Annotated in this window: 17 protein-coding genes; 11 read left to right on the forward strand and 6 right to left on the reverse strand. The window is 65.0% G+C overall.

Translation table 11 applies throughout. From position 1 onward, the window contains the following. Position 1 precedes the first annotated feature (1 nt). Positions 2–856, reverse strand: a complete 855-nt coding sequence (locus G6N54_RS02650; RefSeq protein ID WP_232073289.1) for an LLM class F420-dependent oxidoreductase — start codon at positions 854–856, stop codon at positions 2–4. A 192-nt stretch (positions 857–1,048) separates the two neighbouring features. Here G6N54_RS02650 and G6N54_RS02655 point away from each other — a divergent pair, with 192 nt between their 5' ends. Together G6N54_RS02655 and G6N54_RS02660 are read left to right on the forward strand one after the other, a co-directional pair. Beyond that, a complete protein-coding gene (locus G6N54_RS02655; protein ID WP_163788454.1) occupies positions 1,049–1,690 on the forward strand; it encodes a cutinase family protein in 642 nt (213 codons plus the stop codon). A 79-nt stretch (positions 1,691–1,769) separates the two neighbouring features. Next, a complete protein-coding gene (locus G6N54_RS02660) occupies positions 1,770–2,948 on the forward strand; it encodes a glycosyltransferase (RefSeq protein WP_163788455.1) in 1,179 nt (392 codons plus the stop codon). Positions 2,949–2,954: 6 nt separating this feature from the next. Here the strand turns inward: G6N54_RS02660 and G6N54_RS02665 are convergent, their stop codons facing one another. Then, entirely contained in the window at positions 2,955–3,884 is a 930-nt protein-coding gene (locus G6N54_RS02665) for a DMT family transporter (RefSeq protein WP_170313025.1), read from the reverse strand. Positions 3,885–3,999: 115 nt separating this feature from the next. Here G6N54_RS02665 and G6N54_RS02670 point away from each other — a divergent pair, with 115 nt between their 5' ends. Together G6N54_RS02670 and G6N54_RS02675 are read left to right on the forward strand one after the other, a co-directional pair. Continuing rightward, entirely contained in the window at positions 4,000–4,548 is a 549-nt protein-coding gene (locus G6N54_RS02670; protein WP_163788456.1) for a thioredoxin family protein, read from the forward strand. Between the two features lie 186 nt (positions 4,549–4,734). After that, a complete protein-coding gene (locus G6N54_RS02675; RefSeq protein WP_163788457.1) occupies positions 4,735–5,493 on the forward strand; it encodes a cutinase family protein in 759 nt (252 codons plus the stop codon). A gap of 13 nt (positions 5,494–5,506) precedes the next feature. Here the strand turns inward: G6N54_RS02675 and G6N54_RS02680 are convergent, their stop codons facing one another. Next, the gene (locus G6N54_RS02680; protein ID WP_163788458.1) at positions 5,507–6,310 is read right to left on the reverse strand and encodes an MOSC domain-containing protein; all 804 of its coding nucleotides are present in this window, start codon (positions 6,308–6,310) and stop codon (positions 5,507–5,509) included. 19 nt (positions 6,311–6,329) lie between these two features. Further along, positions 6,330–6,767, reverse strand: coding sequence for a PPOX class F420-dependent oxidoreductase (locus G6N54_RS02685; RefSeq protein WP_163788459.1), 438 nt, complete (start codon positions 6,765–6,767; stop codon positions 6,330–6,332). Between the two features lie 46 nt (positions 6,768–6,813). On the opposite strand from G6N54_RS02685, the gene G6N54_RS02690 reads away from it, so the two are divergent. The 5 genes from G6N54_RS02690 (at position 6,814) to katG (ending at position 12,544) form a co-directional block, all read left to right on the forward strand. Beyond that, on the forward strand, positions 6,814–7,857 hold the full coding sequence (locus G6N54_RS02690; RefSeq protein WP_163788460.1) for a class I SAM-dependent methyltransferase: 1,044 nt from the start codon (positions 6,814–6,816) through the stop codon (positions 7,855–7,857). Positions 7,858–8,087: 230 nt separating this feature from the next. Next, complete coding sequence (locus G6N54_RS02695; protein WP_163788461.1) at positions 8,088–8,423, forward strand: cupin domain-containing protein; 336 nt, start codon at positions 8,088–8,090, stop codon at positions 8,421–8,423. A gap of 74 nt (positions 8,424–8,497) precedes the next feature. Beyond that, complete coding sequence (locus G6N54_RS02700) at positions 8,498–9,781, forward strand: L,D-transpeptidase (protein WP_163788462.1); 1,284 nt, start codon at positions 8,498–8,500, stop codon at positions 9,779–9,781. Positions 9,782–9,855: 74 nt separating this feature from the next. After that, the gene (locus tag G6N54_RS02705) at positions 9,856–10,302 is read left to right on the forward strand and encodes a Fur family transcriptional regulator (protein WP_163788463.1); all 447 of its coding nucleotides are present in this window, start codon (positions 9,856–9,858) and stop codon (positions 10,300–10,302) included. Between the two features lie 10 nt (positions 10,303–10,312). Further along, complete coding sequence (gene katG / locus G6N54_RS02710; protein WP_163794466.1) at positions 10,313–12,544, forward strand: catalase/peroxidase HPI; 2,232 nt, start codon at positions 10,313–10,315, stop codon at positions 12,542–12,544. 57 nt (positions 12,545–12,601) lie between these two features. Here katG and G6N54_RS02715 read toward each other — a convergent pair whose 3' ends face one another. Next, positions 12,602–13,165 (reverse strand): carboxymuconolactone decarboxylase family protein, encoded by a 564-nt coding sequence (locus tag G6N54_RS02715; RefSeq protein ID WP_163788464.1) that lies wholly within the window; start codon positions 13,163–13,165, stop codon positions 12,602–12,604. A gap of 38 nt (positions 13,166–13,203) precedes the next feature. Between G6N54_RS02715 and G6N54_RS02720 the strand changes: the two genes are divergently transcribed. Beyond that, positions 13,204–13,539 carry a winged helix-turn-helix transcriptional regulator gene (locus G6N54_RS02720; protein ID WP_163788465.1) on the forward strand — a complete coding sequence of 112 codons (336 nt, stop codon included), beginning with the start codon at positions 13,204–13,206 and terminating at the stop codon, positions 13,537–13,539. Between the two features lie 106 nt (positions 13,540–13,645). Next, on the forward strand, positions 13,646–14,539 hold the full coding sequence (locus G6N54_RS02725; RefSeq protein WP_163788466.1) for an alpha/beta fold hydrolase: 894 nt from the start codon (positions 13,646–13,648) through the stop codon (positions 14,537–14,539). Here G6N54_RS02725 and G6N54_RS02730 read toward each other — a convergent pair. Further along, on the reverse strand, positions 14,529–15,329 hold the full coding sequence (locus G6N54_RS02730; RefSeq protein WP_163788467.1) for a DUF1906 domain-containing protein: 801 nt from the start codon (positions 15,327–15,329) through the stop codon (positions 14,529–14,531). The genes G6N54_RS02725 and G6N54_RS02730 overlap by 11 nt on opposite strands. Between the last annotated feature and the right edge of the window lie 20 nt (positions 15,330–15,349).

A 15,349-nucleotide genomic window follows, 5' to 3' on the forward strand; every position in this document is an offset into this window, starting at 1 on the left:
CTTATTGCCTGCGCCAGGCGAGCATCGCCTCGAGCTTGGAGAAGTCATACCCCTTGGCGTCGGGATGGATTTCGGTGGTGAACAGGGTGACGCCTTCCTCGACGAAGGCGTCGGCCGCCTCGGGGTCGGTCCACGCCATCGCGCGTTCAATGCACGCCTCGTCACGTCCCGCGGCGGTGGCGAGCCGCTTGAGGAGTTCGTTTTTGCGGCGGAATTCGTCGATCGGTTCGAAGCTGTGCCAGATGTGGGCGTGGCGGGCTGCGGCGGGAATGGTGCGCCGTTCACCGCCGCCCCCGATCAGGATCGGGATCTGACGCAACGGGCTGGGAGTCAAATGGTTAAGCCGATATTCGATGCGCTCCAAGCCCGCGTCGAATTGGTCCATCCTCGATCGCACCGTGCCGTATTCGTACCCGTAGGCGATGAAGTCTTGCGGATACCAGCCGGCCCCGAGACCCAGTATCAGTCGCCCGCCGCTGATGTGATCGACGGTGCGCGCCATATCCGCCACCAGGTCGGGGTTGCGATACGGCATGCCGCTGACGAGCAGTCCGATCTCGGCTCGGCTGGTGATCTCGGCCCACGACGCCAGGGCGGTCCACGCTTCGAAGTTGTTGACCTCCGGTTGCTCATCTTGGAGCTGCGGGGCGCCGTCGACGATATCGACGAAGGGCTTGTGAAAGTGGTCGTAGCCGAAGATGGCATCCGCCCCGAGCTCTTCGGCGTGCAGCACCGCCTGACGCCACGTGCGGTAGTCCGGTGTGCCGCCCGCCCACAGCTGAACGCCTATTCGCACCGGACGCGGCCGGTCTGCGGATACCCCAGCGGCCTTTGTCCCGCTCGTCGAGTCGGTCACGTTCGCTAGCCTTTGAAAACTCGAGACGCATCGTTACGGCTGCACCGGCTATCTACGCTCAAACTGAGCGAACATGCACTTCCTTCCCACCGGCGAGTACCTCATTTTGATCGGCAGCGTCTCGACTGGCCCGCACCCCGGTAAAACGAGCCGCCGGTACGACCGTCTCGGTCGGTATGTCAGCATTTGGGAATGAGTGCACTAAGGCTTGTTCGCATTGTCGGCGTCGCGGCAGCGACGATGGGGGCGCTGGTTGGCGCGCCGATCGCCCCCACCGCCCTGGCTGATCCCTGCTCCGACGTCGAGGTGGTGTTCGCTCGCGGTACCCATCAGGAGCCCGGCCTCGGCAACATCGGTCAAGCGTTCGTTGACTCGCTCACATCGCAGGTCGGCGGGAAATCGGTCGCGGTCTATCCCGTCAACTACCCCGCCAATGACGACTACCACGCCAGCGCACCGGCCGGCGCTGACGACGCGAGCGGTCACATCCAGGGCACCGTCGCCAACTGCCCCAAGACGAAGCTCGTGCTCGGTGGGTACTCCCAGGGCTCGACGGTGATCGATCTGGCGACGCAGGCGATGCCGGCGCCGGTGGCCGACCATGTCGCCGCTGTTGCCCTGTTCGGCGAACCGACCAGTCAATTCTCCAGCGCGCTGTGGGGCGGCCAGCCGCTGCCGACGATCAACCCGATTTACAGCGCCAAGACCATCAGCCTCTGCGCACAGGACGACCCGATCTGCTCCGCGGGTGGGAACATCATGGCGCACGTTTCGTATATTCAGCTAGGGATGACCAACCAGGCCGCAACCTTCGCGGCCAACCGGCTGCACTAACGGCGTCGCTGCACAGAGACGCGTGGCGACCCGCAGCCAATAGATTAAATCTGGTGCTCGGGACAGGCAGGTTCCGCCGATGAAATGCGTGCTGGTCGGCTATGGGAGTCGCGGCGATGTCGAACCTTTGGCCGCCGTCGGCCGGGAGCTGATGCGACGCGGCCATGACGTACGGATGGCCGTTGCACCCAATATGGTGGCGTTCGTGGAATCCGCGGGGCTGCCCGCGGTCGCGTACGGGCGCGACTCACGGGAACAGATGGACTTCGCCGCGGATTTCGTCGGCAAGATCTCGAACCCGGTCACCATGTGGGCCGAGATCACCGAGCATGTCAACGCGATCAAGGCCGAAAAGAGTGCGGTGCTGACATCGTTGGCAGACGGAGCCGACCTGCTGGTCGCGGCCTTCAACGAGCACGGCGTGGCCGCCAATGTTGCCGAGTATCACGACATTCCGCTGGGCACGCTGCACTACTTCCCGGGACGGATCTTGGCGTCCGGCGCGTTCGGTCCGCAGATCACCAAGGAGACCGACGACGCGCAACGTCGTACCCTCGGTTTGCCGGAGGTCGCTGGGGATTCGACCCCACGCACGGTCGAGATCCAGGCCTATGACGAGATCTGCCTGCCGGGACCGGCGACCGAATGGTTGGAATCGGATGCTTCGCCGTTGTTCGTCGGCGCGCTCACTCTGGGGCTGAGTAGCGATGCCGACGACGAGGTGTTGTCCTGGATCGCTGCCGGCGCGCCGCCGATCTATTTCGGCTTCGGGAGTACCCCGCTTGCCTCCCCGGCGGAGACGATCGCGGTGATCGGCGCAGCCTGTGCTCAGGTGGGCGAGCGGGCGCTGATCTGTACCGGCCCGAATGACGTTGCCGGTGCTCCGGATGCTGAGCACGTGAAAATCGTGGCCGAGGTGAACCATGCGGCCGTGTTTCCGGCCTGTCGGGCCGTCGTGCACCATGGCGGCGCCGGGGCTACGGCCGCGGGTCTGCGGGCTGGAGTTCCCACTTTGGCGCTGTGGTTCTGGCTTGATCAGCCGGTCTGGGCGGACGGCATCGCCGCGCTGAACGTTGGCTCCGGGCGGGCGTTTATGGAAAGCACCCTGGACTCGGTGGTCGCGGATCTGCAGAGCATCCTCACCCCGGAACGCGCGGAGCGGGCCCGCGAGGTGGCCGAGTTGATGACCAAACCTGCCGAAAGCCTTGCCCGCGCCGTCGATTTGCTGGAAGAGGCCGCCGTCAAGCAGTCCCGATAGCACGGATTACTGGAGGATCGCACCGTCTTCGTTGGGACGCGGTGTGCCAACTTCTTTCGCGGCCGGATGGCCCGCGCCGGGTGCCGTGTCGCGCGCCAGCGCGATGGTGGAGGCCACCATCGCGACGATGGCAACGATCAAGCCCAGGGCCGCCGAGCCGCGCACCGCGAGATGTTCGCCGAGCACGACGACGCCGAGTACGACCGCGACGATGGGTTCACCCACCAGCATCAGCGGCACCGAGGCCTGTAACGCGCCGGCGTGAAAGGCGGAGCTTTGCACCACGGTGACCGCCACCGCCAGCACGACGAGCAGGTACGGGGCCGGGACGGTCAGGAGTCCGTACCAGCCGCCCACGGCGTATCGGTGAGTGCAGATCTTGGTCAAGACGGCGACCATGCCGAGCAGAACCGCCACCGCGACCGCCAACAGCATGGCGCGGGTGCGGCCGTGAGTGCGCCGTGCCGCCACAAGGCACACGATGACCAGCGGCGCGGTGAGCGCCAGCGCCATCGTCCACGACGGTATCGGCGATCGGTGATGGCCCTCGCGGGGCTGACCGACGAGCACGAACGCGGCCAGCGCGACGGTTAGCACGATCGCCCACGCCCATTCGGCCGCGGTGATGCGCTGACGACAAAGCCTCGCGCTCAAGGGCAGGGCAAACAGCAGCGACGAAACCAGCAGCGGCTGCACGAGCAGCAGCGATCCGTTGGCCAGCGCCAGGGCCTGGAAAACGAAGCCGGCGACGGCAGCCAGAATCCCGGCCCACCACAACGGCTCGCGAACCACACTCGTCACCGTCGGTCCGGACAGGTCCCCCTCGGGTGGAACACTTTGGGCGACTCGTTGTCGAACGACGATGCCGACGGCCGCCCAAAACGCGGCGAGCAATCCCGAGAAGATCGCGACGGCGTGCGAGATCACCCAACCCATGTTTCGGATTGGTACCCCGGATTGCAACGCGGCTAACTCTGGCCACACGATCTGCAGCCTTCCGCACCCCCGATCGGCGGTGGCCGCAGGGTCGCCGCGGACTAGGCTGGCGGGCATGGCTATCGAGTCCACAATGCTCGCCCTCGGCACGCCCGCTCCGCCGTTCACGTTGCCGAACCCGGCAACCGGCACCCTGGTCAGCCTCAACGATCTCACCGGTCCGGCGCTGGTCGTCACCTTCATCTGCAACCACTGCCCTTATGTCAAGCACGTCGCATCCGGGCTGGCCGCGCTGGGCAGAGACCTCGCCGAGCAAGGTGTGGCGATGGTGGGCATCTCCAGCAACGACGTCGTCACGTACCCACAGGATGGCCCCGACGAGATGGTCGCCGAGGCTCGCCGCCACGGCTGGACATTTCCGTATCTGTACGACGAGACGCAAGACGTTGCCCGCGCCTTCTCCGCGGCATGCACTCCGGACACGTTTGTGTTCGATGGCGAACGCCGACTCGTGTACCGAGGCCAGCTCGACGACTCTCGTCCAAAAAACGACGTGCCGGTGACGGGCGCCGACATCCGTGCGGCGGTCGACGCGGTGCTGGCCGGGCGGCCAGTCGAGACAGACCAGCGGCCGTCCATAGGCTGCGGGATCAAGTGGCGCTGAGCCGACTTCGCGCGGGAGACACGCGATAGCTCTGGCCTAGTGCGATAACGGCCGGCTGCGTCTGTGTCGCGGCGTGAAACCGACTGTCGCCGTGCTTCGTTCGCCACGAACACGCGCCGCTCCGGTTGCGCCCGGCGCGTTCGCCGTGAACACGGGTGAATATCACGCGTTTGGTGATCGGTGGGGATGGGCACTTTATTGGGCATGATCGCCGGTTACGTCATTCGTTTCGTGGGCCCCGCGGCCGCGGTATTTTTGAGCCTCGCCACCTCCGTCCTCTTCTCCCCCGTCCCCTGGTCGTCGGCCGAACCATGTCCCGACGTCCAGGTGGTGTTCGCCCGCGGAACCGGCGAGCCGGAAGGTCTTGGCCCGACCGGGAAGGCCTTCGTGGACAATCTGCGCGGGCGCGAGGGTGGCAAGTCGGTCGACGTGTACGCGGTCAATTACCCCGCCAGCAATGAGTGGAACACCGGGCTCGACGGCATTCGGGATGCGGGTGCGCATGTCGTGTCGATGGCCGGCAGCTGCCCCAAGACCAAGATGGTGCTCGGCGGTTTTTCCCAAGGCGCGGCCGTCATGGGTTTCGTGACGTCGGACGCGGTGCCCGCGGGTGTCGATCCCGCGACGGTGCCCAAACCGCTGGCGCCCGAAATCGCCGACCACGTCGCCGCGGTGGTGCTGTTCGGCATGCCCAATGTGCGGGCCATGAACTTCCTCGGCGAGCCGCCGGTGGTGATCGGACCGACCTACCAGAGCAAGACGGTCAAGGTCTGCGCGAACGAGGACCCGGTGTGCTCGGATGGCATGAACTTCGCCGCCCATAACACCTATGCCGACGACGGCACCATGATCGACAAGGGCGTGTCCTTTGCCGCGGCCCGACTCGACGCCGGCCCGGCCGGGCCGGCAACCGTGGTGCACGCGCCGAGTGGCTTCGGCGAGTAGTCGCCTATCACGTCTAAGGGTTCGGGGTGACCCGGTCGCCAACCCGGATAACGCCCGGAGTCGTTGCCTTGAAGTAGATCCCAGCGCATGCCGCCACCCCGCAAGTGCCTGCCGCCAAACGATTTTCGGCGGCAGGCATGCGCAGCGCCTGCGGAGATTTCGGTAGTGGCCCGTGCTCGAGCGTCGGCACCACGCAGCGTGGGGTGAGTTCGAGGCCGCGCAGCCGCACCTCGCCGATGCCGAATTCCCGTTCGATCCAGTCATTTTCGACGTACGGTGGGCAGTCGCCCGGCGTCGCGATCACGAGATTCGGCCGGTAGCGCAGCGCCTCGGCACCGATGTGTTCCAAAGTTGCGGTGGTGATCGCATGCAGAGGAGCATCGTCGGTGAACGAATCTCCCGGCGTCCCCAGACCGATCTCCAAGATGCGGCCCGCGACGTCGGCGTCCAACCCAAGCTCGAGCAGCTGCTCCGGATCGGGACGCTCCACGGTCGCGCCGTCCGGACGCTTGCTGACCAGTCGGACCGAGCGCCCCAACAACCGCGAGAGCATCTCGTTGACCTCGGGGTCGTCGGCGGCGATCGTCGTACCATCGGGCAGCCCGATGCTGACGCGGCCGGTGTCGCCGTTGGCCGTGCACTTCAGTAGGTCTCGCCAGAGCCGCGCTTGTTTGGCGCTGGCCACATGCCCGGTCGCGGTGTCGACGAGTGCGAGCCGCCGGTCTCCTTCGGCGCCACGTTCGTCGACGAACAACGTCTCGACGGCTTCGCCGAGCATCGATTTCACGGGATAGCGGCGCAGACTCTCGACTCGCATGTGACCATCTTGCACTGCGTTACCCGTTGGCTGCGAGCGTGATCCGGACGACGAACCGTGGCTTTCGGCCACGGGCGGCCACTGTTTCGATAAAGGTCACCACCCGAAAACCCCAGCCATACTTGCGCTTGACGAGCGATTCGACGCGCGCGACCTCCCCCGGATCGGTGATCACCTCGGCAGTTCCCGCGAAGACGGGCTCACCGGATGACACCTTCCCGGTTCGGCCGCACGCGGCAAGCGTGACCCGGGGATCGCGCCGAACCCGCTTGACCTTCCACGAGTCGGCCGGTGTCCACACCGAGAGCCGCGCGCGGTCGCCGACAATCCACATCGGCGCGGCGACCGCATCGCCGTTGCGCTTGAAGGTCGTCAAGGACACGAACTTCTCGGCAGCCAACCGAGCGGTCGCATCGTCGGTCATCGTTCCCCTCTCGTCGACGGGCCACGCGTCCATCCGCCCCATTGTGCGGGTCGGTCGCCCGGTCGTGTACAAGGGTCTGATGGAGGATCGGGACCCCAGATCTTTCGATCGGTCGACGCTGCGCGAAGCGCTGGCCCGGCGGTTGCACCGACGAGCGATGGCCGAGGGCACGCTCCACCTACCGGCCGTTCCGGGCATGCTCGACGAATACCTCACGATGTGCACGACCATCTTCGCCGGCTTGGGCATCCGGTACACAGACGAAGAATCAGCTCAACTCAAAACCGTGCTGCAAGGCGAATTGGCGAAAGCGTTTAAGGCCTCGTCGCGTTCGAACATCGTCCTACAGTTCACTAAAACGTTCGGCACGACGTTGAATTACCGCGTCAAACCCCAGTGGGCAACCATCGGTGCCGATTACGACAACTGGGTCGACACCCGCGAGGGGTCACTGTTCGGCACCGAACCCGACGCCCGCGTATGGGCGCTGGCGAGTGAAGCCGCCGACCCCAGCACTTGCCGGGTACTCGACATCGGCGCCGGCACCGGTCGAAACGCCCTCGCCCTGGCCCGGCGTGGTCACCCGGTCGACGCGGTCGAGCTGGCCGGGAAGTTCGCCGACATCATTCGCGCCGAAGCCAAACGGAATTCGGTCGATATTCGCGTCATCCAAAGTGATGTCTTTGTGGCGATGGAAGGTGTCCGCGGCGATTATCAGCTGGTCGTGTTGGCCGAGGTGGTGCCGGACTTCCGGACACCGCAAGAGCTGCGTGGGGTGTTCGAACTCGCGGCGCAGTGTTTGGCCCCCGGCGGATGTTTGGTGTTCAACACCTTCTTGCCGCGCGGGGGCTACGCTCCCGACGACGCCGCCCGACAACTCGGCCAGCAATGCCACACCACGATCTTCACTCGCGACGAGGTCAGCGACGCGGCCGACGGATTGTCGCTTGAACTCATTTCCGACGAGTCGGCCTACGAGTACGAGAAAGCCCACTTACCCGAAGGCGCCTGGCCCCCCACGGCCTGGTTCGACGGATGGGCCAGCGGCCAAGACGTTTTCGACGTCGAGCGTGAGGATTCCCCGATCGAGTTGCGCTGGCTTGTATACCGGAAGGTGGGTTGAGTCAGGCGACGACCGGGGAGGCCCCAGATGGGTGACATGGAATCGAACCGACGAGCGCTGCTGATGGCAGCACCACTGTTGTTGGCGGCGATCGGGGCAGGTGATAAGCCGCGCGACCTCAAATTGGGGCCAGCACCGGAAACGGGCCCGGATCCTCGCGAGACTTTCGTCCAGCCATTTGATCAGATCGCTTTCCAGCTTGGGGCAACCTGCCACCACACAGTGGCGAAATGGCGATGTTCTATGGAGATTTCAATAAGCCGGGGCCATATCTGGTCCTGATGAAATGGAATCCGGGGTGGTTCAGCGCGCCCCATACCTACGCAACCGATCGGATTCAGGTCGTCGTGTTCGGCACCTGGTTTGTCAATAGTGGGAACGACTTTGCGCCCCAGGACGCGACTCCGGTGGGTCCCGGTGGCTTTGTGAAACGCGCCGCGCGCACTCCGCACTACGACGGTGTTCCGGCAAACCAACTCGACCCTGCCGTGATCGCAGTCTTCGGCGTGGGCCCGGTCGACCAAGAGCTGATCGATCCTGCGCAGCCATCCTTCCGTCAGGTGTGAGGGTCAGTTTCAGAAGCCTGGTCCCGGGTTACTAGATACACAGCAATCAACAAACCCGAGGATGCGCCGCTTAGATGACGTCCCAGAGCAGTGCCGAGTACGCCCGCCGACTGCGCGACATCAGCTGGCCACGCCGCTTCCTGCTGGTTGCATGTGTTGTGATCGCTGCTGCCGGCGCGATGCAGGTCGCATTCCCCCGCTGCCGGTACGGCCGTTGCGCGCAATGGGCAAACTCTACCAACGGGTCTGGGGCGGCTCAGGTTTCGATTACGCCCGGTCCGAATTCCCACGACGTCGACCCGGTCTCGCGCGTGGAGGTGAAAGCCGACAGCGGCACCCTCACCGATGTTCGCCTGGTCAATGACGACGGCAAATCCGTCGAGGGAGTAATGACGCCGGACAACACCGTCTGGAAACCCACCACTCCCCTGGGCTACGGCCGCACTTATACGCTGAACATCAGCAGCCGCGGCGCCAATGGAGTTGAATCCAACCAGGTTTCGTCATTTTCCACCGTCCGGCCGTCGAACCAGACCAAAGTCTCGTTTACCACCACTTCGGAGGCTGCGCTCCGCGACGGCGGCAGCTACGGTGTCGGCACAGTCGTCGTCGCCCACTTCGACGAGAAGATCGCCGACCGCGCCGCCGCCGAGCGGCAGTTGACGGTGACCACCACTCCGTCGGTGCAGGGGTCGTGGTTCTGGGTCGATGCGCAGCACGCCCACTGGCGACCGGAGCACTACTACGCACCCGGCACCACCGTCATGGCGGAAGCCAAGATCTATGGAATTGCCTTGGGCGAAGGCCTATTCGGGCAAGAAGACAACCGGGTGTCGTTCCGGATCGGCGACGCTCACATATCGATCGCCGACGATGCCACCAAGATGGTGAGTGTTTTCAGCAACGGAGCACTCGTCCGCACCATGCCCACCTCGATGGGAATGGGTGGCACCGAGACGGTCGGCGCGCAGACGATTTCGTTGTGGACTCCCCCCGGCATCTACACCGTGCTCGATAAGGGCAACCCGGTGGTGATGGACTCCTCGACGTTTGGTCTGCCCAAGAACTCCCGCCTCGGATATCGCGAGACCATCAACTATGCGACCCGAATCAGCATTGACGGGATCTATCTGCATCAGCTGGATGCGACGGTCTGGGCACAGGGGCACACGGATACCTCGCACGGCTGCCTGAACCTCAACGGCGACAACGCGAAGTGGTTCTACGACTTCTCCGTTCCCGGTGACGTGGTCGAGATCCGCAACAGCGGCGGCCCGCCGTTGAAGCTGGGCCAGAACGGCGACTGGACGCTCAGCTGGGACCAGTGGCGCGGTGGGAGTGCGTTGAAGCCGGCTTAGGGACGGCAAATTTTTACGGGGTGTTGTCCCCAGAAACTCTTGACTGATTCCAGATAAGCGGCCATATTGGCCTTGTGTCGTCAACGTCGGACTACGCGGAGCGGTTGCGTTTGGCCGATCTGCGCGTAACCCGGCCCAGGATTGCCGTCCTGGAGGCGGTGCATGCGCATCCACATGCCGATACCGAGACGATCTTTTCCTCGGTGCGGGTCGGTCTCCCCGATGTCTCCCGGCAAGCCGTGTACGACGTGCTCAGTGCCTTGACGGCCGTCGGCCTGGTCCGGCGCATCCAGCCGTCGGGGCTGGTCGCACGCTACGAGTCCCGGGTCGGCGACAACCACCATCACGTCGTATGCCGATCCTGCGGGGTGATCGCCGACATCGACTGCGCGATCGGCGATGCACCCTGCCTCACCCCGTCGGACGAGGACAACGTTCTCGACGGCTTCGTCCTCGATGAGGCCGAAGTCATCTACTGGGGCCTGTGCCCCGACTGCGGATTCCTGATCACAGTCCTGTGATCACAGCCCAATCACCCCCCCACTGGAAAGGAATGCTGTGTCATCAGACACGTCCCATAAGAGCGAGAGTGAGAATCCGGCAATCGCGTCCCCCGAGCCGAAATCGGACGCTCCCCTTACCAACCAGGACTGGTGGCCCAACCAGGTCGACGTCTCGAGGCTGCACCCGCACGTGGCGCAGTCCAACCCGCTGGGCGAGGACTTCGACTACGCCGAGGAGTTCGCCAAACTCGACGTCGAGGCGCTCAAAGCCGATTTGATCTCGGTGATGACGACCTCACAGGATTGGTGGCCGGCCGACTATGGCCACTACGGCGGCTTCTTCATCCGGATGAGCTGGCATGCGGCCGGTACCTACCGCATCTACGATGGTCGCGGCGGCGGCGGTCAGGGCATGCAGCGCTTCGCGCCGCTGAACAGCTGGCCGGACAACGCGAGCCTGGACAAGGCGCGCAGGTTGCTGTGGCCGGTCAAGAAGAAGCACGGCAACAAGATTTCCTGGGCGGATCTGCTGGTCTTCGCCGGCAACGTGGCCCTGGAGTCGATGGGGTTCAAGACCTTCGGCTTCGCCTTCGGTCGTCCCGACGTCTGGGAACCCGAAGAGATTCTCTTCGGCGAAGAGAACGAATGGCTGGGCACCAACAAGCGCTACTCCGGCAAGCGCGATCTCGCGCAGCCCTACGGTGCCACCACGATGGGCCTCATCTACGTGAATCCCGAAGGCCCCGAAGGCAAACCGGATCCTGTCGCCGCGGCAATCGACATCCGTGAGACGTTCGGCCGGATGGCGATGAACGACGAAGAGACTGCCGCACTCATCGTCGGTGGCCACAGCTTCGGTAAGACGCACGGCGCCGCCAGCGGCGACCTGGTCGGCCCCGAGCCGGAGGCCGCACCGATCGAACAACAGGGCCTGGGCTGGAAGAGCACCTACGGCAGCGGTGTTGGCGAGGACGCCATCACCAGTGGTCTCGAGGTCGTCTGGACGCCCACCCCGACGAAGTGGGACAACAGCTTCCTGGAGACCCTCTACGGCTACGAGTGGGAGCTGGTGAAGAGCCCGGGCGGAGCCTGGCAGTTCACCGCGAAGGACGGCGCCGGCGCGGGCACCATCCCCGATCCGTTCGGCGGCCCGGGTCGTGCCCCGACGATGCTGGTCACCGACGTGGCGCTGCGCGAGGACCCGATCTACCGCGGGATCACCGAGCGCTGGCTGAAGAACCCCGACGAGCTGGCCGAGGCGTTCGCCAAGGCCTGGTACAAGTTGCTGCACCGCGACTTGGGGCCGATCTCCCGCTACCTCGGCCCCTGGATCCCCGAGCCGCAACTGTGGCAGGACCCGGTTCCGGCCGTCGACCACCCGCTGGTCAACGACAAGGACGTCGCGGGTCTGAAGAAGAAGGTTCTCGAGTCCGGCCTGACCGTGCAGCAACTGGTCAAGACGGCCTGGGCCGCGGCAGCCAGCTACCGCAACACCGACAAACGCGGTGGCGCGAACGGGGCACGGATTCGCCTTGAGCCGCAACGGAATTGGGAGGTCAACGAGCCCTCCGAGCTGGACAAGGTGTTGCCCGTGCTGGAGAAGATCCAGCAGGATTTCAACGCTTCGGCCTCGGGCGGCAAGAAGATCTCGCTGGCGGACCTGATCGTGTTGGCCGGTTCTGCGGCGGTCGAGAAGGCGGCCAAGGAAGCCGGCTACGACATCGCGGTGCACTTCGCGCCGGGACGCACCGATGCCTCGCAGGAGAGCACCGATGTGGAGTCGTTCGCGGTGCTCGAGCCGCAGGCCGACGGGTTCCGCAACTACGCCCGGCCGGGCGAAAAGGCCCCGTTGGAGCAGCTCCTGGTGGAGCGGGCCTACCTCCTCGGGGTGACCGGTCCGGAGTTGACGGTTCTCGTCGGGGGCCTGCGTGCCCTCGGCGCCAACCACGGCGGCAACAAGCACGGCGTGTTCACCGACAAGCCGGGCGCGCTGACCAACGACTTCTTCGTCAACCTGCTCGACATGGGCACGGAGTGGAAGCCGTCGGAGACCGCCGAGAACGTCTACGAGGGCCGGGATCGGGCCTCGGGCGCTCTCAAGTGGACCGCCACCGCCAACGACCTCGTATTCGGGTCGAACTCGGTGCTGCGCGCTCTGGTCGAGGTCTACGCGCAGGACGACAACGCCGGCAAGTTCGTGGAGGACTTCGTCGCGGCGTGGGTCAAGGTGATGAACAATGATCGCTACGACCTGAAGTGACGGCCTGATCGTCAGCACTGAACGACACCCCGCGGGCAGCCGGTCGCGGGGTGTCATTCATTTTGTCGGGAAGGTGCGGGCGCCGTGTTCGAGCGGCAACGCGAGCGAATTCACGAGATAGCTGACCGTCCGGTAGCTACCGGCGAGCATGAGCAACTCCAAGATCGCTTCATCACTGTGGTGACCGCTCAGTTGCGCCCAGAGATCGTCGTCGACGCTGCAGCTGCGTTGCAGGCTGTCACAGAGTCGGATCAGGACGCGATCCGCGTCATCCCAGCACTGGTCGTCCGGGCCGCCGGTCGTCAGCGAGGTGATTTGGTCCGTGTCGAGTCCGGCCGCGGCCGCGAAAGTGGCGACGTGCACCCCCCATTCGTATTCGGCGCCGCACGCCGCGGTCACCCGGTCGATCACGATCTCGCGCTGGCGAATGGTCAGATGTCCCCGGTCGAGTAGGCCGGAGTTGAAGAATTTGAAGAAGAGCCGGTGGTCGCGGGCCAATGTGGTGAACAACAGCAGCGGCGGCTTGCCGCGCATGATGGTGTCGATGGCCTGCTGGATATCGGTGGGCAGGGGCGCCGGAGCGGGCTCGATGCGCGCGCTACGGTTTTTGTAGCTAGCCATGGTGGCACCCTACGCGTTTTTGCTACAAAATGTGAAGCATGACGGATCCGCGAATCGGGTCCCCGGTTCGGGGCTCGGCATCTGGACGACCAATCATGGTCGCCCTCGACGCCTTGGGTCGGCGCGGTGCACTGCGTGTCCTCTGGGAACTGCACCACGGGCCGCTGAACTTCCGCGCGCTGCAGGCGGCATCGGAGATGAATCCCGGCTCCCTCAATACCCGGCTGAAAGAACTGCGGGCGCTGGATATCGTCGGCCACTCCGGCGCTGGATATCACCTCACCGACCACGGGATATCGCTGATGGGCGCATTGAAACCGTTGCAGGCCTGGGCCGACGACTGGGCATGTCGAGCCGGCGTGCCCGCCGAGTGAGGCCTGCCACATTATTACCCATCAGTAACCTACGGAGGCGTAAGTTGGGTATCAGGGTAAAGACCGAAGCGTTCTATCTACCAAGACATGGGTAAACGGTTTCCTCATGAGCGAATTGACCTACCTCGAACTGCATGGCGATCGCATCGCCTACCGGGACGCCGGCCACGGCGACGTCCTGTTGCTGATCCACGGGATGGCCGGTAGCTCCGCGACGTGGCAGGCGATCATTCCGCTGCTGTCGAAGAAGTACCGCGTCATCGCGCCGGACCTGCTCGGCCACGGGATGTCCGCGAAGCCGCGCGGCGACTATTCGCTGGGCGCTTTCGCGGTGTTTTTACGTGATCTGCTCGACGAGCTCGGGGTGAGCCGGGCCACGGTAATCGGGCAGTCGCTCGGCGGCGGTATCGCTATGCAGTTCACCCACCAGCACCGCGACTATTGTGAGCGGCTTGTCCTGATCGGCAGTGGTGGTCTCGGGCCCGATCTCAGCCCGCTGCTGCGGTTCCTGTCCGCGCCGGGCGCCGAGTTCGTGCTGCCCATCCTCGCGCCGCAACCGGTCCTCAAGCTCGGCAACAAGCTGGGTTCCTGGCTGACCTCGGCTGGGATTCAGTCGCCGCGAGCTGGTCAGATGTGGTATTCCTACTCCTCGCTGTCGGACGCGCGAACCCGCCAGGCCTTTTTGCGGACGCTGCGCTCAGTCGTGGACTACCGCGGCCAGGCCGTCAGCGCGCTCAACAAGCTGCACGTCGCGGCCGGATTGCCCACCTTGCTGATCTGGGGTGACGAGGATGGGATCATCCCCGTCGCGCACGCTTATGCGGCTCACGATGCGGTCGAAGGCAGTCGTCTCGAGGTGCTCGAAGGTCTTGGCCACTACCCGCACGTCGAGGCGCCGGCGGCGGTGGCGGACATCCTCGAGGACTTCATCACCTCCACGGCTCCCCAGGCGACCGGAACGTCGGTGCCTCTGGGTACGCAGCGCGGGCTCAGCGACTGAGATCCCACTGCCCGTAATCGGCCGCGAGAACATCGTCCACATCCACATTGATGCCGCCCAGCAGTGGGCCGGGGTTCGACGGGGAGTTGACGATGGCCTGGTAGAGCACCGCCATCGGCTCGCGCTGGCCGTGCGACCACGATCTGGTTTGCCACGCCCAGCGGTGGCCTGCGCTGGTCGAGTTGCCGATCACCCCGTCCCGGATCGCCCAGCCACACGCGTTGTAGTGGCCATAGATACCGGTGCGACCGACGCCGAGCACCGAGTTGATTCCCCGAAACCATTCGACGGCAAGGGTATTCCAGGTGTTTTGGTCGATATCGTCGTCGACACTGAAGAAGATCGGCGCCGAGTTAGGTCCGCCTGCCGCGGCATGCAATTGCTGAGCCGTTTGCGCGTCCGCCAACCCGCCGTCATGTCCGCGGGTGAGGTCCGACGGGTTGGCCGGCCATCCGGGCTTGCCGTACTGGAAGTTGCTGACGATCTGCAGACCGGCCGCGCGTAATGAGTCGGCGTACTCGCCGGTGATGGGCTTGGCCTCGAAATGCGCCCCGGGCCGCTCCGCCGAGACGTAGTTGATCACCCCGGCGTACCCTGCCGCCTTGATCTCGTCCGGCGCGATCCGCTTCTCGGCGAAATCGATCAGCTGGATGTCGGCGGCCGACGAGGTGGGTGCGGCGACGGTTGCGGCCAGACTCAGCAGCGCTGGTGAAAGTGCGTACTTGAAGGCCTCGCGTCGAGACACAGATCGCGGTCCGCCGCGACCGCGTGGTGCAGCCGTATCGGACACCGCCAGATCGTAGCAAAAAC

The organism is Mycobacterium stomatepiae (assembly GCF_010731715.1).
In the GTDB taxonomy this organism is placed as follows: domain Bacteria; phylum Actinomycetota; class Actinomycetes; order Mycobacteriales; family Mycobacteriaceae; genus Mycobacterium; species Mycobacterium stomatepiae.

Coding starts and splice junctions, on each gene's coding strand:
- G6N54_RS02660 (WP_163788455.1), top strand. CDS start 1,770: ATGAAATGCGTGCTGGTCGGCTATGGGAGTCGCGGCGATGTCGAACCT.
- G6N54_RS02720 (WP_163788465.1), top strand. CDS start 13,204: ATGACGGATCCGCGAATCGGGTCCCCGGTTCGGGGCTCGGCATCTGGA.
- G6N54_RS02725 (WP_163788466.1), top strand. CDS start 13,646: ATGAGCGAATTGACCTACCTCGAACTGCATGGCGATCGCATCGCCTAC.
- G6N54_RS02655 (WP_163788454.1), top strand. CDS start 1,049: ATGAGTGCACTAAGGCTTGTTCGCATTGTCGGCGTCGCGGCAGCGACG.
- G6N54_RS02700 (WP_163788462.1), top strand. CDS start 8,498: ATGACGTCCCAGAGCAGTGCCGAGTACGCCCGCCGACTGCGCGACATC.
- G6N54_RS02680 (WP_163788458.1), bottom strand. CDS start 6,310: ATGCGAGTCGAGAGTCTGCGCCGCTATCCCGTGAAATCGATGCTCGGC.
- G6N54_RS02670 (WP_163788456.1), top strand. CDS start 4,000: ATGGCTATCGAGTCCACAATGCTCGCCCTCGGCACGCCCGCTCCGCCG.
- G6N54_RS02690 (WP_163788460.1), top strand. CDS start 6,814: ATGGAGGATCGGGACCCCAGATCTTTCGATCGGTCGACGCTGCGCGAA.
- G6N54_RS02675 (WP_163788457.1), top strand. CDS start 4,735: ATGGGCACTTTATTGGGCATGATCGCCGGTTACGTCATTCGTTTCGTG.
- G6N54_RS02665 (WP_170313025.1), bottom strand. CDS start 3,884: ATGGGTTGGGTGATCTCGCACGCCGTCGCGATCTTCTCGGGATTGCTC.
- G6N54_RS02685 (WP_163788459.1), bottom strand. CDS start 6,767: ATGGACGCGTGGCCCGTCGACGAGAGGGGAACGATGACCGACGATGCG.
- G6N54_RS02715 (WP_163788464.1), bottom strand. CDS start 13,165: ATGGCTAGCTACAAAAACCGTAGCGCGCGCATCGAGCCCGCTCCGGCG.
- G6N54_RS02695 (WP_163788461.1), top strand. CDS start 8,088: ATGGCGATGTTCTATGGAGATTTCAATAAGCCGGGGCCATATCTGGTC.